15 protein-coding genes and 2 pseudogenes are annotated in these 20,134 nt (G+C 66.4%); 6 read left to right on the top strand and 11 right to left on the bottom strand.

Annotated elements, in window-relative coordinates; all coding sequences use genetic code 11:
* Nucleotides 1-8 precede the first annotated feature (8 nt).
* The 5 genes and pseudogenes from B5X78_RS14175 to ligD all read right to left on the bottom strand — a co-directional run bounded on the left by B5X78_RS14175 (nt 9) and on the right by ligD (nt 8,414).
* Nucleotides 9-2,465, bottom strand: coding sequence for a putative bifunctional diguanylate cyclase/phosphodiesterase (locus B5X78_RS14175; protein WP_079725157.1), 2,457 nt, complete (start codon nt 2,463-2,465; stop codon nt 9-11).
* Nucleotides 2,466-2,597: 132 nt separating this feature from the next.
* Nucleotides 2,598-3,002: an MliC family protein gene (locus tag B5X78_RS14170; protein WP_079725156.1), complete on the bottom strand. Its 405-nt coding sequence runs from the start codon at nt 3,000-3,002 to the stop codon at nt 2,598-2,600.
* A 36-nt stretch (nt 3,003-3,038) separates the two neighbouring features.
* Nucleotides 3,039-3,275, bottom strand: a pseudogene (locus tag B5X78_RS18920) (YadA-like family protein); the annotation flags it as partial.
* Nucleotides 3,276-3,446: 171 nt separating this feature from the next.
* Nucleotides 3,447-5,405: pseudogene (locus tag B5X78_RS14165) on the bottom strand (YadA family autotransporter adhesin); the annotation flags it as partial.
* Nucleotides 5,406-5,723: 318 nt separating this feature from the next.
* On the bottom strand, nt 5,724-8,414 hold the full coding sequence (ligD, locus tag B5X78_RS14160; RefSeq protein WP_079725154.1) for a DNA ligase D: 2,691 nt from the start codon (nt 8,412-8,414) through the stop codon (nt 5,724-5,726).
* 64 nt (nt 8,415-8,478) lie between these two features.
* Between ligD and B5X78_RS14155 the strand changes: the two genes are divergently transcribed.
* The gene (locus B5X78_RS14155) at nt 8,479-8,673 is read left to right on the top strand and encodes a hypothetical protein (protein ID WP_079725153.1); all 195 of its coding nucleotides are present in this window, start codon (nt 8,479-8,481) and stop codon (nt 8,671-8,673) included.
* 54 nt (nt 8,674-8,727) lie between these two features.
* Here B5X78_RS14155 and ku read toward each other — a convergent pair whose 3' ends face one another.
* Complete coding sequence (gene ku, locus B5X78_RS14150; RefSeq protein ID WP_079725152.1) at nt 8,728-9,663, bottom strand: non-homologous end joining protein Ku; 936 nt, start codon at nt 9,661-9,663, stop codon at nt 8,728-8,730.
* A gap of 190 nt (nt 9,664-9,853) precedes the next feature.
* On the opposite strand from ku, the gene B5X78_RS14145 reads away from it, so the two are divergent.
* Nucleotides 9,854-10,240, top strand: coding sequence for a hypothetical protein (locus tag B5X78_RS14145; RefSeq protein WP_139381572.1), 387 nt, complete (start codon nt 9,854-9,856; stop codon nt 10,238-10,240).
* 25 nt (nt 10,241-10,265) lie between these two features.
* Here B5X78_RS14145 and B5X78_RS14140 read toward each other — a convergent pair whose 3' ends face one another.
* Nucleotides 10,266-12,356, bottom strand: a complete 2,091-nt coding sequence (locus tag B5X78_RS14140; RefSeq protein ID WP_079725150.1) for a DEAD/DEAH box helicase — start codon at nt 12,354-12,356, stop codon at nt 10,266-10,268.
* A 243-nt stretch (nt 12,357-12,599) separates the two neighbouring features.
* Here B5X78_RS14140 and B5X78_RS14135 point away from each other — a divergent pair, with 243 nt between their 5' ends.
* Genes B5X78_RS14135 through B5X78_RS14125 form a run of 3 tightly spaced genes read left to right on the top strand, consistent with a single transcriptional unit; the run spans nt 12,600 to nt 13,988 of the window.
* On the top strand, nt 12,600-13,088 hold the full coding sequence (locus B5X78_RS14135; RefSeq protein ID WP_229730776.1) for an RNA polymerase sigma factor: 489 nt from the start codon (nt 12,600-12,602) through the stop codon (nt 13,086-13,088).
* Nucleotides 13,089-13,105: 17 nt separating this feature from the next.
* Nucleotides 13,106-13,765: a hypothetical protein gene (locus tag B5X78_RS14130; RefSeq protein ID WP_079725148.1), complete on the top strand. Its 660-nt coding sequence runs from the start codon at nt 13,106-13,108 to the stop codon at nt 13,763-13,765.
* 4 nt (nt 13,766-13,769) lie between these two features.
* Nucleotides 13,770-13,988: an RNA-binding S4 domain-containing protein gene (locus B5X78_RS14125; protein WP_079725147.1), complete on the top strand. Its 219-nt coding sequence runs from the start codon at nt 13,770-13,772 to the stop codon at nt 13,986-13,988.
* A 38-nt stretch (nt 13,989-14,026) separates the two neighbouring features.
* On the opposite strand, the gene B5X78_RS14120 is transcribed toward B5X78_RS14125, so the two are convergent.
* The 4 genes from B5X78_RS14120 to B5X78_RS14105 form a co-directional block, all read right to left on the bottom strand.
* Nucleotides 14,027-15,124, bottom strand: coding sequence for a COG3904 family protein (locus B5X78_RS14120; protein WP_229730736.1), 1,098 nt, complete (start codon nt 15,122-15,124; stop codon nt 14,027-14,029).
* Nucleotides 15,125-15,236: 112 nt separating this feature from the next.
* A complete protein-coding gene (locus B5X78_RS14115; protein ID WP_079725146.1) occupies nt 15,237-15,629 on the bottom strand; it encodes an MAPEG family protein in 393 nt (130 codons plus the stop codon).
* A 51-nt stretch (nt 15,630-15,680) separates the two neighbouring features.
* Complete coding sequence (locus B5X78_RS14110) at nt 15,681-16,778, bottom strand: WD40/YVTN/BNR-like repeat-containing protein (RefSeq protein WP_079725145.1); 1,098 nt, start codon at nt 16,776-16,778, stop codon at nt 15,681-15,683.
* Between the two features lies 1 nt (nt 16,779).
* Nucleotides 16,780-17,073 carry a MoaD/ThiS family protein gene (locus B5X78_RS14105; RefSeq protein ID WP_079725144.1) on the bottom strand — a complete coding sequence of 98 codons (294 nt, stop codon included), beginning with the start codon at nt 17,071-17,073 and terminating at the stop codon, nt 16,780-16,782.
* A 431-nt stretch (nt 17,074-17,504) separates the two neighbouring features.
* On the opposite strand from B5X78_RS14105, the gene B5X78_RS14100 reads away from it, so the two are divergent.
* Nucleotides 17,505-20,129, top strand: coding sequence for a bifunctional diguanylate cyclase/phosphodiesterase (locus B5X78_RS14100; RefSeq protein WP_079725143.1), 2,625 nt, complete (start codon nt 17,505-17,507; stop codon nt 20,127-20,129).
* Nucleotides 20,130-20,134 lie beyond the last annotated feature (5 nt).

Below are 20,134 nucleotides of genomic sequence, written 5' to 3'. Positions count from 1 at the left end.
TGGCCGGATCAGCCGGGCAACAGGGCCGCGGGACCGGGCGAGGCCAGCAGCGCCGGCGCGTGCACGTCCAGGTGCAGGGTCTTCCACTCCCGGATCAGCGTGGACAGCGGCGCCGGCGCATGGATGGCATAGCCCTGCACGCAGTCGATCCCCACCTCGTCCAGCTTGGCCAGGGCGGCCTCGTTCTCGACCCATTCGGCGATGGTGCGCTTGCCCAGCGCGCGTCCCACCTGGCTCATCGAACGCACCAGCGCCAGATCGACATTGTCCTGGCCCAGATCGCGGATGAAGGCGCCGTCGATTTTCAGGATGTCCACGTCCAGGCTCTTCAGGTAGGCGAAGGAGGACAGGCCGCTGCCGAAATCATCCAGCGCAATCCGGCAACCGCGTGCACGCATCGCCTCGATGAAGAGGCAGGCATCGCCGAGGTTGCCGATCACCGCGGTCTCGGTGATCTCGAAGCAGATCTTGTTGGCCACGCCCGGATGCGCATCGAGTTGCTCGGCGGCAAAACGGCGGAACTGTGGATCCGCTATCGATTGCGCCGACACGTTGATATGGCACAGGTCCAGGCAGAGCAGATGGCGGGTGTCGCGACTGAGCTGGGCCAGCGTGCTGGCCAGCACATGGCGATCCAGAATCATCGCCTGGCCGTAGCGTTCCAGCGGCGGCAGGAAGTAGCCCGGCGAGTAGATCCGCCCTTCGTGGTCGACCATGCGCACCAGCACTTCGTATTGCAGGCGCGGCTCACCACGCAGCGGCTTGATCCGCTGCGCGTACAGCAGCAGGCGATCCTCGGCGATGGCCAACTGGATATGCGCCACCCAGTCCAGCTCGGTCTGGCGACGGGCAAAGGCCTCGTCGGTTTCGCGGTAGCAGCGGATGCGGTTGCGGCCTTCTTCCTTGGCCAGGTAGCAGGCGGTGTCGGCGGCGCGCAGCAGCCAGTCGGCATCGGTGGTGTCGGCGTTGATCTCGACGATGCCGATGCTGCAGCCCAGGCCGAACTTGCGATCGTTCCAGTGGAAGGCCGACTGGGCCAGGCGCGTGTGGATGCGCTGGGCGACCTTTTCGGCCACCTCGAGATCGGCGCCGGCCAGGAAGATGGCGAATTCGTCGCCGCCCAAGCGGCCGACCCAATCCTCGCTGCGCAGGCTCGAACCCAGGCCATTGGCGAACTGGCGCAGGAAGCGATCGCCGGCGGCGTGGCCGCAGGTGTCATTGACCAGCTTGAGCTGATCCAGATCGACAAAGCACAGGCAGTGATGCGCACGGTCGCGCTGTACGTTGGCGGTGACATGGCCGAGCCGGCGTTCGATCTCGCGGCGGTTGATCAGGCCGGTCAGATCATCGTGGCTTGCCTGGTGGGCAATCTCGCTGGCCAGCTCGCGCGCCTCGGACACGTCTTCCACCACGGCAAAGACGCGCGAACCTTCCGGATCCTGGCCGGTGATGATCGACGCACTCCAGCGCACCCAGCGGCTGCTGCCGTCGCTGCGTCGAAGCCGGCGCTCGCCGGGTTCGATGATCCGCTTCCAGTCGATTCGACCGTGGACATCGAAATGCAGATCCTCGGCATGCAGGATGTCGCCCAGCCGCTGCCGGCGCAGCTCGGTCAAGGGCCAGGCCAGGATTTGCGCCAGCGCTTCATTGGCCTGGGTGAAGCGGCCTTCGCCATCGAGCTTGAGCATGCCCACCGCGGCCTGGTGGAAGGCGGCGCGGAATTCGGATTCGGTGCGACGGATATGCAACAGCGTGCGCCGCATCACCGCCAGCGAATACCAGGCCAGGGCGAAGAAGGCGATCACACTGAGGATCATCAGCGACATGCGCAGGAAGCGCGAACCGTCCACCAGCGACTGCGAGAACGCCAGCTCCGACGCACGCAGGCGCTCATCGGTTTCCAGCAGCAGGCGCTGGTAATGGCCGACGTCGAAATCATCCAGCGCGCCGGCCCGAGAGCGCTGCTCCAGATGATCGGCCAGCGCCACCAGCGACAGGATGCCGGCATCGGACTGGCGCCAGCGCTGCACGGAATCGCGGAAGAACGGCGCGTGTGCAAACAGGCGGTACATGCGGATCATCCGGCCGATGTCGGCCGGCGCGTTGCCGCCCTGCAAGAAGCCCTGCTCGGCCGCCGGGTAATCGATGGGCTGGCGATCCAGCGCCAGCCGCGCCTTGCGATCACCCAGGGGCACCTTGAGCGCCTCGCGCGCACTGTCCAGATCGGCCTGGTCGCCGTGGCTGACATAGCGGTAGAGGCTGGACACGGCGATCTGCTGCGCCTTGGACCAATGGCTCTCGCCGACGATGTAGGCGGTGGCGCCGGCCTGCACTTCCAGCACGGTCGCGGTGAGCATGGCGCCCAGCGCGGAGAACAGGATGATCGCGGCCACGCGCCCGGGCAGGCGCTGACCACCGCTGTCGGTGGCGCCGTCGGAACCCGCACTGGTCCGCTGCTTGCCCACATCGCACCCCTACGATGCCTGGATGGAACGACTTCCCTGTGCCGTCGGCTCCCCGGCCGACGGACTCGACATGTCGACGCTGTATCGGCGTGCCCGGGCTGAACTTTAGCGCAGCCGTGGCGCGCCGCGGGCTCAGGCCGGATTGGCGCCCGGACCGGCGCAGGATCGCGGCGCTTCGCCTGCCAGCGTGAGCAGGGCCTCGGCCTGGCCCTTGCTCCAGAACTCGTTGCCGTCGGCATCGGCATAGCGTGCGCCGGACGCCGCCACCACATGCGGCAACTTCAGCACGCGGCCGTTGAAGCTCAGGTCCGCATCGCCCTCGCCATGGAAGGTGGCGGTGACCGCCAGTTCCTGGCACTGGTACAGGTACGTGGTCGCCTCGCCCTGCTGCTCGGGAATGCTCGGCTCGGTAGGCGCAGCGGCCGCGGTGGGGCTGGCGGGGGCGGCTGCCGTTTCGGTCGCGGGCGCGGTGGCGCGCTGGCAGGCGGGCAACAAGGCGATGGACAACAGGCACAACGTCAACGCGTGGGGGCGCATCGTGGATTCCTCGTGGGCAGGTACCAGCACAGCCTACTACCAACCAAAGCCCACACCGACGCCGGCCGAGCTTTCCGAACCGCTGAACGCACCGCCGAAGGTCACCGTGGCGCGATCGGAGATCGCCCGCTGGTAGCCCACCGACAACGCCTGTTCGCTGCCCTGCATGCCCACGCCCACGCCCACGCGGTTCTGCGTGCGTACGCCGGCCGTGCTGGTGGCCATGGTCAGCATGGCGGCGTTCATGGCGCCCTGGCGTTCGATGCGTTGATCGGTCTTTTCGAAGCGCCATTCCATGTTGGAACGCAGGTCGTCGATGGCCGCCATCGGTGCGGCCACGGCCTGCTGGAAGCGCGCATCGGTGTAGGCGTTGGCCGAGGTCAGCGTGGCCGCATCACCGGCGGCGACGTCATTGCGGATTTCGGTTTCGCGGGCATCGGTGTACTGCTGCGCGCTGCTGGTGGCGGCGGTGCGCGCCGCGTCCAATTGTCCACGGTTGACCGCATCGCCGGCCTGCACGCCATCGGCGACGTTGCCGATGCGCGAGCCGCCATCCCCTTGCAGGGTGATCTGGCGACGCTGGTCATTGTCGTAACCCACCGCCAGCTCATCGGTGCCGCCACCCGGGCCCCCGGGACCTTGCGGTCCTTGCGGACCTTGGGGTCCCTGCGGTCCCTGCGCGCCATCATCGCCGGCCTGGCCCTGCGGACCCGTCGGACCCGTCGGACCTGCAGGGCCCTGCGGTCCGGCCGGCCCTTGCGGGCCCGGCGTGAGCGCGATGTCGTCGATGCGCTGGCCCAACACACTCAGTTGCGTATCCACCGCAGCAAACGCCGCACCGACATTGGTGTAGCTGGCGCCCTGGATCACGTACGTCGGCGCGGTGAAGATGCCACCTGCATAACTGGACCCGCCTCCCAGCGCCAGCGCAAGCGGATTGAGCTGGGACACGTTGACCGCGTCGGTGCCCTGCACGCCGGCGGCGAGGTTGATGATCTGCCGCTGCGAGGCGGCGGTACCCACCGACACGCTGTTGGCGCGATCCGCGAGCGAGCCCGCGCCCAACGCGACCGAGTTCACCGCCGTGGCGGACGCGGTGGTGCCCAGCGCCATGCTCGACGCCTGCGCCGCGTTGGCCGCGCGTCCCAGCGAAACCGCATCGGTGGCCGTGGCCTGCGCATTGTTGCCCACCGCCAGCGAATCAGTGGCGGTGGCATCGGCCGATTGGCCGAGCGCCACGCTGCGGGTACCGGAGGCGACCGTGTTCTGGCCCAGTGCGGTACTGACATTGCCGGTGGCGCGCGCCGAACTGCCCAGCGCGACCGAGTTGCTGCCCTGCGCGACTGCGGTGTCGCCAATCGCACTCGCGTTCGGACCCAGCGCCTGCGCATTGGTGCCGACTGCCACGCTGTTCTGGCCATTGGCGTCGGCGCCGGTGCCGACCGAGGTGGCGTCCTGGTTGTCGGCGCGACTGCCATTGCCGATGGCGATGCCGTTGACGCCGGCGGCCGTCACTTCGGCATTGGTGCCCATCACGATGCTGTTGGTGCCGGCGGCGGTGGACTGGAAGCCGATGGCGATGGTGTTGGTGTTCAAGGCTTCGGCCAGCGCACCGAGGGCGGTGCTGCTTTCGCCTTGTCCGCGCGCACCGCCACCGATGGCGGTACTTCCGAGCGTGGTGGCGCGCGCATCGTAGCCCAACGCAGACGCGCCAATGCCGGTGGCTTGCGCGAAATTCCCCACGGCCGTGCCAGCGTCTGCCGAAACCGTGCTCTGCGCGCCGATGGCCACGGAGGAGAAACCGCTGGCGTTGGCATTCAGGCCGAACGCCGTGGCGCCCTCGCCGTTGGCGATCGATCCGCCGCCGAACGACATCGCACCCACGCCGGTGGCGGCGGCATTGTTGCCCAGCGCCGCAGCGGCATCGCCGTTGCTGTTGCTGCCATTGCCGATGGCGATGCCGTTGTTGGCGATCGCGCTGACCGTGGCGTTGTTGCCCAACGCCACGCTGTTGATCGCTTGCGCACTGGCTTGCGTACCCAGCGCCGTGGCGCTGTCGGCAGTGGCCACACTGCCGGCGCCCAGCGCGGTGGCGCGATTCTGGCCTGCGTTGGCGCCTGCCCCCACTGCGGTCGCGCCGATGCCCACCGCGTTGACGGTCTCGCCGGGATCGAGCACGCCATTGTTGTTGGCGTCGAACCAGCCACCCACCGCACTGGCGCCCTGCCCCTGCGCCACCGCCTGCGATCCGATGGCGTTGGCGCCGTTGCCTGACGCCTGTGCGTTGTTGCCACAGGCAAAAGCCAACGTGCCGGAGGCGACACCACCGGGTATCGGGCCATCACAAGCCTGTTGACTCCACGCATCCGCCGACCAGGCCAGCAGCGGCAATGCCAACAGCATGCTCACGCGAAGCTGCCAGGATCGGCCTGGGCGCGTGGGTAAGGAACGAACGGGGAATGACTGCACGCTGTGCGGTTTCATGACGCCTCCGGGGATCGACAGGGACTGCGGGGAACAGGCCTAACGCATCGGGTTGCGATGCTTCGAACCAAGACGAATGCAAACTGGAAAACGCGCGGGCCATGCAACGCCCGTGAATGCGCTCTTATTACTCCTGGTGGCGTAGTTGGGGAAGCCCGCCAGCGGACTCGGCAATGCGAGGAAAACGTGAATGCTTGAGAGTTAGCGCTAGCACGAATGTCAGGGCGCGGTGAGTCCTCATCGGCGAAGCTTCTTGAGGTTCTGGCGAACCGCGTCGATGCCGTCCCATGGATGCGCCTTCCACTTGCGGATCCGCGCCACCGCCGATTCGATCGTGAAGGCATCACCGCGCTTGACCCGCCACAACTCCTCCCACTTCAAGGGCATTGCCACCGGCGCTCCCGGTCGTGCGCGCAACGAGAAGGACGCCACGCTGGTCGCCCCGCGTCCATTGCGCAGGTAGTCGATGAAGATGCGCCCCTTGCGCAGTTTCTTGCTCGCGGTGGCCAGGTACTTCAACGGTTCCATCTGCGCCATTGATTCGGCGAAGGCATGGGCAAAGGGTTTCACCAGGTCCCAGTCACAGGCCGGCTTCAACGGCATCACCACGTGCAGGCCCTTGCCGCCGGTGGTGCGCACATACGAGACGAATCCCGCCTGCTCCAGCAGTCCGCGCATCTGCCGGGCCGCGGCGACCACATCGCTCCACGGCACGTCCGGCGCGGGGTCCAGATCGAACACCACGCGATCGGCGCTGTCGGGCTTGCGCGCCTGTGCACCCCAGGGATGGAATTCCAGCACGTTGAACTGCACCAGTTCGCGCACCGCCAGCGCATCGCGTACGACCAGATAGTCCTCCACCTGGCCGCTCTCTTCTTTCAGCGGCACGCTGTCCACGTGCTTCATGCCGGCCACCAGATGCTTCTGGAAAAAGCAGGGCCGCGTGCTGCCCTGCGGGCAACGGATGATCGACAGCGGCCGGCCGATGATTTCCGGCAGCAGCCAGTCCATCACCTGATCGTAGTAGTTCGCCACGTCCTGCTTGGTCTTGCCGATGTCGGGATAGACCACGCGGCCGGGGTTGCTGATTTCGATGGTGGCGTCGGCGCGCGTTTTGGTCCTGGACGATGATTTGGTTGCGGATGCGCCATTGCCGGTTGTCTTGCTGGCCACTTTGGTCGACTTCTTGTCAGCGGCCGGCGACTTCGATGCCTTGCGACTGGCCATGTTCTTTCCCCGTGTGGGTGGATCGCGATCCGACGACAGCAGATCCTTGGCGCGCTTGTCCGGCCGCACGCCTTTCAGCGAAGGCTGACGCAGCAGGCCCTGGTTGCCGATGCCGCGATAGAAGACTTCCACCACCGCCTGCGGTGCAAACCATTGTGCGGTTCTCAAATCCACGTCAAGTTCGTCCGGCAGATGCGCGGTGGGCGTAGCGCCACGCTTCCTGCCGAGCGACTGGCTCAGTTCTTCGATCAATTTCTGGCTGAAGCCGGTGCCGACCCGGCCGGCGTAGTTCCACCCACCCTGGCCATCCGGACGCGCCAGCAGCAGGGAACCAAACCCGCTGCGGCTGCCGCGCGGCGCGGTCATGCCGACCACCGCGAACTCGTCGCTTTCCAGGCGCTTGGTCTTGCGCCAGTCATCACTGCGGCCGGCGCGATACGGGGCATCGGCGCGCTTGGAAATGATGCCTTCCAGTTCGCGCTTGCCGGCGGCGGCAAAGGCTTCCTCGCCATGGCCCTGCACGTGCGAACTGTAACCCAGCGGTGGTGCGACGCCAGCCAGCACCTGTTCCAGCAACTGCTTGCGATCCCGTTGCGCCACCTTGCGCAGTTCGTGATCCTGCAGGTGTACCAGATCGAACAGCATGTAGGACAGCGGCGCGTTCTTCTCGCCGGAAAGCGTGGCCTGCAACACGCCGAAGTCCGCCTGGGTGCCGCCTCCGGCAATCAGCTCGCCATCCAGTGCCGCGTGGTCGATGCCACGTGCCGCGGCCATCGCTTCCAGCGCGCCCGCGATCTCCGGCACCTTGGCGGTCCACTCCAGCGCATTGCGCGACCAGATGCGGGCGCGCCCGTTGCGCAGCACCGTGAGCAAGCGGTAGCCGTCCCACTTGGCTTCGTGCAGCCAGTCTTCGCCTGTGGGAGGTGTCTGTCCCAACGTCGCCAGTTGTGGTGCGAAGGCCGCGTCGGACAACGTGGCCCGCTTGGCCCCTTGCACCCGACCGGCGATGGCGCTCCAGTCGCGCCTGCGCGCACGCGTGGTCTTGCTGGCTGAGGTCTTGCCTGGCGACTTCCGGGCCGAGGTCTTGCTCGCTGTCTTGCTCGCTGTCTTGCTCGCTGTCTTGCTCACCGACTTGCTTGCGGCTTTCGTGGCTCGCCGCGCACTGGCGCCGGAGGTCGGCGCGGGAAGATCGTCGATCATGTCGTCGGCCTCCTTGTTGTCCGCGTAGGCATCTTCTTCCTTGAACAACAGCCACTGCGGCTTGCGCCCGCCGCGCTGGGTGCGGACCAGGTGCCAGCCGCCCTTGAGCTTGTCGCCGAACAGTTCGAAGCGCAGATGCCCCTTGGCCAACTGCGCCACCGGATCATCACGGGTGGACCACAGCCCGCGATCAAACAGCGCGACGTGGCCGCCGCCGTATTCGCCTTCGGGAATCTCTCCCTCGAAGCCGGCGTAGTCCAGCGGATGATCCTCCACCTCGGCCGCCAAGCGCTTGACCGACGGATCAAAGCTTGGCCCTTTGGGCACGGCCCAGCTTTTCAGCGCGTCGCCTACCTGAAGGCGGAAGTCATAATGGCGATGACTGGCGTGATGCAGCTGAACGACGAAGATCGGCCGCGCAGCGCGCCCCCGCGGCTTGCCCGGCGCCGGCTCGCGCGTTCGCTGGAAGTGACGTTTTCGTTCGTACTCCGTCAGGCTCATCAGTCAACCGGGTCATCACGCCGGTTCCACTATGGTCGGGTCTCCGTCAACGGGATGTAGCGATATGACCCCACTGGACAAACCCTTGCGCCGCGAACTGTCGGTCAATGACACCACCTATACCTTGGTGATCGACCCCACTGGCTTGAAGCTCACCGAGAAGGGACGCCGCCGCGGCGTCGAGCTGCGGTGGGTGGAACTGGTCAATGGCGATGCCGGATTGGCAGCGGCGTTGCAGGCGTCTACCGACAAGGAATGATCGTCAACTGCCGCGCGGTTCGGCCCTGACTCCAGGGCCGAACTGCGTGGCGGGCTATGCACTGCGGCGGCGGGGAGCGGCTTTCTTGGCGGCTGCCTTGCGTGGCGTCGCCTTCTTGGTGGCTTTGGTCGCTGACTTTTTTGCCGCCTTCTTGCTGGTCTTCTTCGCGGCCTTCTTCGCCGCCGGCGTGCGCTTCTTGTCCGCCAGGCTCTTCTGCAGCAGCGCCATGAAGTCGACCACGTTGGTGGTGGTCTCTTCTTCCTCGCGTTCGGTGTCCTCGACCTTGGCGGTGGCGCCCTTGGATTTGATGCGCTTGCGGATGATCGCCTGCAGGCGGGCGCGGAATTCGTCGTGGTAATCGTCAGGCTTCCACTCGCCGGCCATCGACTCCACCAGCTGCGCCGCCATCTGCTCTTCCTTGCTGGTTATCCGGTAGGTCGATGCCGAGCCGCTGGGCAGCTTGTAGTCTTCCGGGTCCACCAGTTCCTGCGGATAGCGCAGCAGGATCAACAACAGCGCGTCGCCGTTGGGGATCACCGCGGACAGGTACTCACGGGTGCGGATGACCACCCGCGCAATGCCGACCTTGCCGGTGTTCTCCAGGGTGCGGCGCAGCAGCACGTAGCCTTTTTCGGCCTTCTTGCCGGGCACCAGCACGTAGGGTTTCTCGAAGAAGCGCACATCGATGCTCTCGCGATCGACAAAAGTCTCCACCTCCACCGTCTCGTGGCTCTCCGGTGCGGCGGCGCGGATGTCTTCCTGCTCCACCACCACGTAGTTGCCCTTGTCGTACTCGTAGGCCTTGATGATGTCCTTCCACGGCACTTCCTCGCCGGTGTCGGCGTTGACCCGTTCGAAACGGATCGGCTTGCGATCCCGCGAGTCGAGCATGCGGAAATGCAGATCGACCTTGCGTTCGCCGGACATCAGCGAGACCGGGACGTTCAACAATCCAAACGACAACGTGCCGGTCCAGATCGGGCGTGCCATGGTGTCTCCTTGCGCGAGTGCCACGTGCAGTGGATGACGAAGGCGATGATGGCGAAGTGAACGCTGGCTGGCCGAGGAGGTGCTCAAAGCCGCGAACTGGTTCACGTCTTAATGCTTTCTCGATGTGATGTTTACATTCGCGACGGCGACGACGGCGAAGATGGGGCTTCGTCAGAGCAGGAGCAAAGACATGATGGGAAGTATCCATCGGTACCCCGTGCGCCAGGTGGAGTCGGCCAAATGCGAAGTGGTCGATCTCTCGGCCGAACTCGAAGACTGGCGCGAAACGCTGTCCGGCCACGACTTCTACGAGCCAGGCACCGACTTCAGCCAGTACGAACCCAGCCTGGTGTTCGCCTACGACAGCTACCTGCAGTACCACCAGGTGCCGCTGGACGAACTGAAGCAGACCCTGGAGCGCAAGTACGACGAGCGCTTCGATCGCTTTGCCCGTCTCAACTGGCATCGCATGGAAGGTCTGCTGGAACAGGTGTGGCTGCGCATGGGCGCGCCCACGCATACGGCCCGCACGCATGAGATGCAGGCCGGATGGATGGCGGGACGCCCCGCCGCCTAGGAATGCAATGGCGGGTCAGCGCCGCTCAGCTGCGCGGCGCGGGCTTGCCCTTGCGATGCGGCTTGCCGGGACCGCGTTCATCACCGGCACCGCGCGGCCCGGACTTGAAACCACCGGCCTTGAACCCGCCGGGCTTGAAGCCATCTGGCTTGCCGCCTGCGGAAAGCTTGCCGCCACCGGGCTTGAACTTGCGCGGCGGCGCTTCACCGGCATCTTCGCCAATGCGATGGATGCGCAGCTGCTGGCCCGACACCCATACTTTCTTCAGGTGCACCAGCATGTCCGAAGGCATGCCTTCGGGCAGGTCCAGCAGGGAGTGATCGTCGCGGATGTCGATACGACCGATGTAGCGGCTTTCCAGACCCGCTTCGTTGGCGATGGCGCCGACGATGTTGGCCGGCTTCACGCCGTGCGTGTGGCCCACTTCGATGCGGAACGTTTCCATGCCCACTTCAGCCTTCTCGCGCGGCGGCTTGTCGAAGCTGCGGCGCGGGGCGTGTTCGGCGAACCCTGCCGTGTGGCCCGTGGTGTGACCTGTAGGAGGGACTCCAGTCCCGACCCGATCCTCACGCGGGCGACGCTCGGTCGGGGCTGAAGCCCCTCCTACAACCGCATCGCGATCCTGACGGGGTTCAAATTCGCGGCGCGGGGCGCGCTCCGGGCGCGGCGACGACGGCCGGCGATCCGGGTCGTACTCGCGACGCGGACGATCATTCGCGTTGCCATACGGGCCGCTGGCCTGCGCACCGTGGTCACGGGGGCTGCGTCGTTCGGCCGACAGCAGCAGCGGCGTATCACCCTGCAGCAGGCGCGCCAGCGCGGCGGCGATTTCAATCGCCGGCACATTGTTTTCGCGCTCGTAGGTTTCGATCAGGCTGCGGAACTCGCCGCCCTGGCTGGCGGCCAGCGTATCGGTGATGCGGCCGAGGAACTTCTCCACGCGACGATCGTTGACTGCCTCGATGCTCGGCAATTGCATTTCCTGGATCGGCTGGCGGGTGGCGCGCTCGATCTGGCGCAGCATGCCCTTCTCGCGCGGGGTGACGAACAGGATTGCGTCGCCGGTGCGGCCGGCACGACCGGTGCGGCCGATGCGGTGCACGTAGCTTTCGGTGTCGTACGGGATGTCGAAGTTCAGCACGTGGCTGATGCGCTCCACGTCCAGGCCGCGTGCGGCCACGTCGGTGGCCACGAGAATGTCGAGCTTGCCGTCCTTCAATTGCTGGATGGTCTTTTCGCGCTGCGCCTGCTGCATGTCGCCGTTGATGGCGGCAGCGGCCAGGCCGCGCGCCTGCAGCTTGCCGGCCAGTTCTTCGGTGGCGGCCTTGGTGCGCGCGAAAATGATCATCGCGTCGAACGGTTCGGCTTCCAGGATGCGGGTGAGCGCATCGAGCTTGTGCAGCCCGCTGACAAACCAGTAACGCTGGCGGATGTTGGCCGAGGTGGTGGTCTTGGCCGCGATGGTGACCTCGACCGGATCCTTGAGGTAGGTCTGCGCGATGCGGCGGATGGCCGGCGGCATGGTCGCCGAGAACAGCGCCACCTGGCGCGATTCCGGGGTCTTCTTCAATACGGTTTCGACGTCGTCGATGAAGCCCATGCGCAGCATTTCATCGGCTTCATCCAGCACCAGCGTGGTCAGGCCGGACAGATCCAGCGAGCCGCGCTCGAGGTGATCGATGACGCGGCCGGGCGTGCCCACCACCACGTGCACGCCGCGCTTGAGCGCCTGCAGCTGCGGGTAGTAGCTCTGGCCACCGTAGATCGGCAACACGTGGAAACCGGGAATCTTGCTGGCGTACTTCTGGAACGCCTCGGCCACCTGGATGGCCAGCTCACGCGTGGGCGTCAGCACCAGCGCCTGCGGCTTGTCGGCGCGCAGATCCAGATTGGACAGCAGCGGCAACGCGAAAGCGGCGGTCTTGCCGGTGCCCGTCTGGGCCTGGCCCAGCACGTCGCGCTTGCCCAGCATGGCCGGGATGGTGGCGGCCTGGATCGGCGACGGCGTTTCGTAGCCAATCTCGGAAACGGCCGCCATGACAGGCGCGGAGAGGCCGAGATCGGCAAACAACGGGGTCGCTTCAGGAGCGGTTGTGGGGTCGGACGGGGGGGACATGGAGGACTCCGGGCGTCGCGGAGTGCGCACGCAAGCGGCATATTGTGCGCTTCCGGCCCCCCTCCTGTCCCGAAAAAGCTGAACAGGGGCCCGGCGGACCCGTCCAGACGTTCGATCTGGACCGCCCATGGCAACTTTTTTTGCCCCGGCTGTGATTATCCGGCCACCCTGCGCGAATCACTCCCCGAACTCCCAACACGCACAATGCGGGCGACGGAATCGGCAATGGACCTGAGTACAACCATGGCAGGCGAACAACGGGCAGTATTCGCGGAACTCCTGCAGCTCCATCGCGGCATCGTCTTCAAGGTGGCCGGCAGTTACTGCCGCCTGCCCGAGGATCGCGCCGATCTGGCGCAGGAAATCGCCGCCCACCTATGGCAGGCCTATCCGCGCTACGACGCCAGCCGCCCGTTCTCCACCTGGATGTACCGGATCGCATTGAACGTGGCGATCTCGCATCTGCGCAGCCAGCGCACGCCGGCCACCGTGCCGCTGGATGACAGCGCCGTCGAAGTCGCCGATCCGCAGGCGCGCGACCCGCTGGCCGAACAACAGGTACACGCCCTGCACCGCTTCATCCACGCACAACCCGCACTCGATCGCGCCTTGTTGCTGCTGTACCTGGAAGACCGCGGCTATCGCGAGATCAGCGAAATCCTGGGCATCAGCGAGACCAACGTGGCGACCAAGATCAGCCGCCTCAAGCAACGCATCCGCAACGAACTCTGACCCGCGAGGATCACCCCATGGAACTCGATGAACTCAAATCCGCCTGGCATAGCCTGGATCGGCGCCTGAGCCAGCAGAACGACATCCAGCTGGCGCTGCTGCGTGAACGCAAACTCGAACGCGCCCGCGGTGGACTGCGTCCGCTGATCTGGGGCCAACTGCTGCAGATGCTGCTGGGCGTCGGTTTGATCGTGCTGGGCGTGAGTTGCTGGACGAACAACCTGCACAGCGTTGGCCTGTTGATCAGCGGCGTGCTGGTGCACGCGTTCGGCCTGCTGCATGTGGTGATGGCCGGCATCACCCTGGGCCTGGCCGGCACCATCGACTACGCCGCGCCGGTGCTGCGCATCCAGAAACAACTGGCGCGCCTGCTCAAGGTCTACGTACTCAACGCCAACCTGTGCGGCGCGCCGTGGTGGATCCTGTGGGTGCTGGTGGTCATCGCGGTCGCCGGCTTGAATCCCGCCACCGCGCAGACACAGACGCCACCGTGGATCTGGATCAGTCTGGCGCTCGGTACGGTCGGCTGGCTGGGCACCTGGGCCTGGCTGTGGCTTCGGCGGAACAAGCCAACCCAGGTCAACGCCGACGGCGCGCCCTGCGTCGGTGATGGCGGCGACAGCATCCGCCGCAGCCAGCGCGTCCTCGACGAGATTGCCGCATTCGAGCAAGAATGAGCGCATGGACATCATCGCTTTCGAGCTCGACCCCGGCCGCGAGTTCGTGGAACTCAACCAACTGCTGAAACTGGTCGGCCTGGTGGACAGCGGCGGCGCGGGCAAGGCCCTCGTCGCCAGCGGCTCGGTGCAGGTCGATGGCGCCACCGAACTACGCAAGACCTGCAAGATTCATGCGGGCCAGGTGGTGACCATCGAAGGCATGGAAATCCGCGTCAGCTAGACGCGGCCATGTCCGGACCCGGTGTCCGGACGCAAGGACTACAGCGCGCCAGCAGCGTCGCGATCGAACTCGGCCAGCGGACTTTCCATCGGGCACGTCGTATCCGGGAAGCCGAAGCTCTTGCGCAGGGCCAGGCCACAGGCATTGATGTCGTCCAGCGCCGTTTCGGTCTTGCCGCACTGACGATCGAACGCAATCATGAAATCGTCCTTGCGGCGCACGAACTCCTCGCCGCACTTGCGGGTCAGCTGGATGCGATCCAGATCGTCCTGTGCCGCATTGGCTCCCTGCAGGCCGTACTCTTCCAGCTCGGTGGCGGTCAGCAGGCGCAGGCGTCGATTGGGCACGGTCATCATCAAGTCCGCGACCGTCACCGCGGCGCCGTTGCGTTCCAGGTAATCCTTCAACTGCCCATAGACTTGGCGCAGTTCTTCCGCCAGTTCAGCGCGCGAGTTGGCGCCGGAGTTGATCCGCATCATCCGGTGGATGCCCACCTTGCCGGCAATGATCCGGTTGTCGCCCGAGGCGAGGATCAGCAGACACGAGCTGTGGCAGATGGCGCCATCGCGCACCCACAGGGTCCAGTGCGAAGCACCGATGATGTCGCCGGCGCGGATGCCATCCTCGACCCGGCCACCGCTGGAATCGATATCGAGCACGCGCTTTTCGATTCCCAGCCGGTTGGCCATGATCGAGGCACGCTCCATCAGCGCGGTGAACTCGGCATTGATCTTGCCGGTGTAGCGGATGCGCATCACACCTGCGGCCTGGCAGGCCTTGACCGGCGCTTCCAGTGTCGCGAAGTCGAGCGCTTCCAGGCTTTCGCCATCGCCTTGTTGCACGTAGTCCAGTTCGCAGCTGATCCAGGTGACGCCCGGTGTCAGCGCCATCTCCGGCCACTGCGTCGTGGTCGCCAGATCCAGCTTGCGCGGCGCCGGCTTCACCGGGCCGGTACTGATGGCGCCATTGTCTTCGCTGCTGGCCGTGGTCTCGGTCTTGGGCGCTTCCTGCACCGGCGGTGCAGGCGCGGGCGCGCGGCAGGACACCACCAGCAGGCACAGCAGTACCGCGCCGCAGGCGGAAGATGGCGAGCCCAACCGGGCTTTCAGGGAAGACAACAGTGACGCGACACGCATCAGGCGTTCGTATTCGGAACCGGGGGGAGGCCTAGTCTAGGCGGACTGACCCCGGATGTGAGGAATCTCCCGTGAACATCCGGGTGGGATCACAGGCCGAATGCGCCTCTGGTCAGCCGCACAGGCCCCACAGCATCTGCAGCAGGCCGACCATGCCGACCAGCCACACCAGCGTACGCAGATAGGGAATGCCAGCGGCGTACACCGGCACGTACACCACGCGCGACCAGAAATACAGCTGGGCACCGAGCGCGGTGCCGGCACTGCCGCGTTCAGCCACCACAACGGCCAGGGCCAGCGCGGCAAAGAACGGAAACGTCTCCATGAAGTTGCGCCAGGCGCGATCCATGCGCGCGGCCACGCCGTGCAAGGGACGCACCTCGCCATCGCGCGCACTGGCGTTCCAACGGGCCCCGCGCTGCGCGGTGGAGAGGGTGGCGGCCAGCATCAACTGCAACAGACCCAGCACCACGACCCAGCCCAGCATCTTCAGTTCGACCGGCATGTTCGGCTCCTTGGCACTTTCGGAATGAAGCGCTGCTGGGCAGCGCGGGCGTCAGGCAAAGGTCACCGCGTGGATGGGTGGCAGTCGTGCGGACAGCGTATTCCAGTGTTCCCCTTGATCGTCGGTGGTCCACAACCCGCCGGTCGTGGATCCAAACGCCAGGCGATCACCGCTGTCGTCGACGGCCAACGCATGTCGATAGACCAGATCATAGGAAGCTTCCTGCGGCAGACCCTGGCGCAGCATCTCGAAATTGCGCCCGCCGTCGCGCGTGCGCGCGACCACCAGCGCAGCATCGACCGGATAGCGCTTTTCATCTTTCACCGCCGGCACGAACCACGCCGTATCCGGCTCATGCGGATGCACCGCCACCGCAAATCCGAATGAGGACGGCGGCACCTGGATCTCGTGCCAGTCCGCGCCGTTGGCGTGGCTGCGGAACACCCCGTTGTGATGCTGGGCCCAGAACACCTCCGGCCGCGCCGGCGACTGCACCATGCGATGCACGTCCTGATGGTTGGGATCCTCCTGCTGGCCCTCGGGCATGTAGCGCGCAATCATGCCGTGCGCAGTCTGTCGCCAATGCGCACCGCCGTCTTCGCTGTGCCAGACCCCGCCGGTGGATACCGCGATGCGCAGGCTGCGCGAATCACGCGGATCCACGCAGATGGAATGGATGCCGGGTTGATCGTAGCCGCCGCCAAACCACTGCTTGCGCTCGGGACAATCCCACAGCCCGCGCACCAGTTCCCAGTGCTGGCCATGGTCATCGGAGCGGAACAGTCCGCCGGGGATCGTCCCGGCCCAGAGGCGACCCGGCTCGTCCGCGCCGCCAGGTTCGAGCGACCAGATCAGGCGCAGGGTCGCCGGCTGCGCAGGCTTGCCGTCGCCCACCGCGACTTCATCGCCTTCGCTGAAGGCCGGCACGGCGATTTCATTCCAGCTGCGGCCCTGATCGGTGGAGCGATGCAGCTTGGCGCCGAAGTGGCCCAGATCCAGCGCGGCATACCAGCTGCCATCACGCGGATCCGCCAGGGCCAGCGCCACGTTGTCGCCCAGGAACGCGGTGTGGCTGATGCGCCAGTCGCGATCACCGCGCGCCAGCACGAACAGCCCCTTGCGCGAAGACACCAGCAGATGATCGGCCATCTCAGCCTCCCGACAGGGCTTGCATCACATAGACCTCGCCATCGGCGGCCACCGGCTGGCGCAGGTCGCGTTTGTCCTGCAATGCCTGGCCATCCACGAAGACGGCCACGTGATGGCGCACCGCCCCCTGCTCGTCCAGCACGTAGCCGCGCAAGCCCGGATGGGTCTGGAAGACGGCCTGCAGCACCTGGCCGACGTCGGCGCCGGCCACCTGCAAGGCCAGTTCGCCCGGCGAGTGATTCGCCGCGGCCGGCAGCCAACGCGTCAGCGCAGGCGCCAAAACCACCTTGGCCATCGTTGCATCCCTCCGGACACGATTGGCGGCGAGCATACCCGCGCCGACGTGCCGAGGCATGCGGCGGCGCGGCGGATGTGTTGACTCTGTTACGGAAATTACGCCGGCGCGCTGGACACGCTGCCGGGCGCGGCCACGGCCGGGCCCGGCATCAACTCCCTGAACCGGACGCTCAAGTCGGCCGTCGTCGCGCCGATATCCGCTCTGACGTGACCACGAGGAGAACCCATGGGGGCACAAGTTGCGGCCTGTTGTGCGGGGACTCCGGCGGACCGGGTCGACACGCAGGCCACGCCGACCCACACTGGCCGCCCGGCCGAGCAGGCGGGCGCCCGGTTGATGCGCTCGCTGCCGGCAGCGGAGCCGACGGGCAGGTATGGCGCGTGAGCGACATGATCTCCAGACAGTTCCCCCAGATTCCCTGCCTGCGCATGGATGAAGGACGCCGCCTGCTGGGCTTTCCGCCGGTGGCCTGGGCCGCCGTGGTGCTGCTCACCGGCCTGGCCTTCACCGCCTGGCTGGCACAGCGCGAGTGGCGCGAACTGCAGGCCAACAGCGAAGCGCAGCGGCGTGCCCTCGCCCACGCTGCCGTGTTGCAACTGCGCCAGCCGCTGGAAACCGTGGCCTCGGAACTGCGCGCCATGCAGACGGTGTTCCTGGCCAATGACCGGATGGACCAGGAGCGGTTCAACCAGGTCACCGAGAACCTGCAGCGCCAGCGCATCGGTCCGGCACGCGTGGCCACCGCCTTTGCCAGCCGTGCCGCCGACGAACACGGCCGCGCACATTACCGCTACGAATACATCACGCCCATGCAGGGCAACGAAGTGCTGCTGGGCCTGGACATCGCCAGTCAACGCGACAACCTGCAGGCGCTGGAAAGCGCGCGCGACAGCAACGCCGCCACGCTCTCGGCGCCGTTCGTGCTGCGCCAGGGCCTGCCGCGCCATCGCGACCCGTTGGGCATCACCATCCGCCTGCCGGTGTACTCCGATGGCGTGCAGCCGGCCAGCCTGCTGGAGCGCCGCGAGCGCGAGATGGGCGCACTGGCGGTCAGCCTGCGGCTGGCGCCGCTGATTCGCGATGCCTTGCGTGGTGAAGTGCTCGACGCCTTCCGCGTCAGTGTGCGCGACATGGGCCGTGCCGATGAGGCGCCGTTCTTCGATTCACTGGCTGCGGTCGCCCCCGATGCTCAGAGCTATCGGCAGGAGCTTGATTTCGGCGGACGTCGCTGGGAACTGCATCTGATGTCGCGTCCGATGGTCCAGGACAAGGCGCGGCTGGAAGTGATCCTGAGCGCGGGCATCACCATCAGCGTGTTGATGGCGCTGCTGCTGTGGTCACTGGCCACCATGCGTCGCCGTGCCCTCGACCTGGGCCACGAGATGAGCGCCCGCTTCCGTGAAAGCGAAGCGCGCTTCCGCACCCTCAATGAACTGCTGCCGGCGCTGGTGCTGCTGTCCGATGGCGAAGGCCGCATCCTCTACGCCAACCAGGCGGCGCGACTGCGGCTGGGCGACGTGGTGTCCGCCGGCGTGCCGCTCACCGCGTTGTTCGCCGATGCCGAACTGCGCGAACGCGTGCGCCAGCCGGTCAACAGCGGCGACTACTGGGTCAACGTGGAAGCGCAGATGATTGGCCTGGGTGGCCTGGAATTCTGGGCCAATGCGTCGATCGCACGGGTCGAGCTGGAAGACGAAGTGCGCCTGCTGATGGTCGCCACCGACATCTCCGAACAGCGCGAGCTGACCGAACGCCTGAGCTACCAGGCCAGCCACGACGCGTTGACCGAACTGTTCAACCGCCGCGAGTTCGAACGCCGTATCGAGCAGGCCCTGTCCGAGCGCCGCCGCGGCGGTCGCCCGTGCGCGCTGCTCTATATCGATCTGGATCAGTTCAAGCTGATCAACGACATCTCCGGCCATACCGCCGGCGACCAGCTGCTGGCGCAACTGGCGCTGGCGATGCGCCTGCAGTTGCGCGGCGACGATACCCTCGCCCGTCTGGGCGGCGACGAGTTCGGCCTGCTCGCCTTCGACCTGGACATGGCCGGCGCGCGCGCCCTGGCCGAACGCCTGCGCACCTGCATCGAATCGCAGATGTTCGTCTGGCAGGAGCGCACCTACACCGTCAGCGCCAGCATCGGCGTGGTGGTGGTGGAACACGGCGACCCGACCTTGAAGGACTTGATGGCGTGGGCGGATACCGCCTGCTACGTGGCCAAGGAAAACGGTCGCAACCGCGTCCACCTGTACAGCGAGGACGACGAAGCCACCCGCCGTTACGGCGAGATGGAGTGGGCCAACCGGCTGCGCTGGGCGATGGAGGAAAACCGCCTGCTGCTGGACTACCAGGAGATCGTGCCGCTGGATGGCCGCAACGAAGAAGGCGCGCGCATCGAGTTGCTGCTGCGCCTGCGCGATGAGGATGGCCGCATCGTTTTGCCGGGCGCGTTCCTGCCGGCCGCCGAGCGTTATGGCCTGATGCCGATGGTGGATCGCTGGGTGATCCGCACGGCGTTGGCGCATCTGTCGGACGTGCACGCCGAAGGTCGCGGGCTGCAGCAATGCGCCATCAACCTGTCCGGCGCGAGCATCGAGGACGAGGGCCTGGCCGACTACATCCTGGCGCTGATTGGCGAGCATGGCATCGAGCCATCACGCCTGTGCTTCGAGATCACCGAGACGGTGGCGGTGCGCAACCTGCTCAAGGTGGTCGGCATCGTCGAGCGGCTGCGCGCGGTCGGCTGCCGGATCGCGCTGGATGACTTTGGCGCCGGCATGTCCTCGTTCGGCTACCTGAAAAGCCTGCCGGTGGATGTGATCAAAATCGACGGCAGCTTTATCCGTGATCTGGAAGTGGATGCGATGAGCCGCACCATCGTCAGCGCGATTGCGCAGATCGGCCATCAGCGCGGCTTGAGCGTGGTGGCCGAATGGGTGGGCAGCATGAGCGTGGTGCAGGCCCTGCGCGAACTGGGCGTGGACTACGGGCAGGGAATGGCGCTACATCGGCCGGAGCGGGTCGCGTTCCAGCGGCCGCGGCAGGCGGCGTGACCCAC

The sequence above is a fragment of the Pseudoxanthomonas indica genome (assembly GCF_900167565.1).
GTDB classification, from domain to species: domain Bacteria; phylum Pseudomonadota; class Gammaproteobacteria; order Xanthomonadales; family Xanthomonadaceae; genus Pseudoxanthomonas_A; species Pseudoxanthomonas_A indica.
Note: the sequence above shows the minus strand (reverse complement) of the source record. Positions and strands in the feature narration are given on the sequence as shown.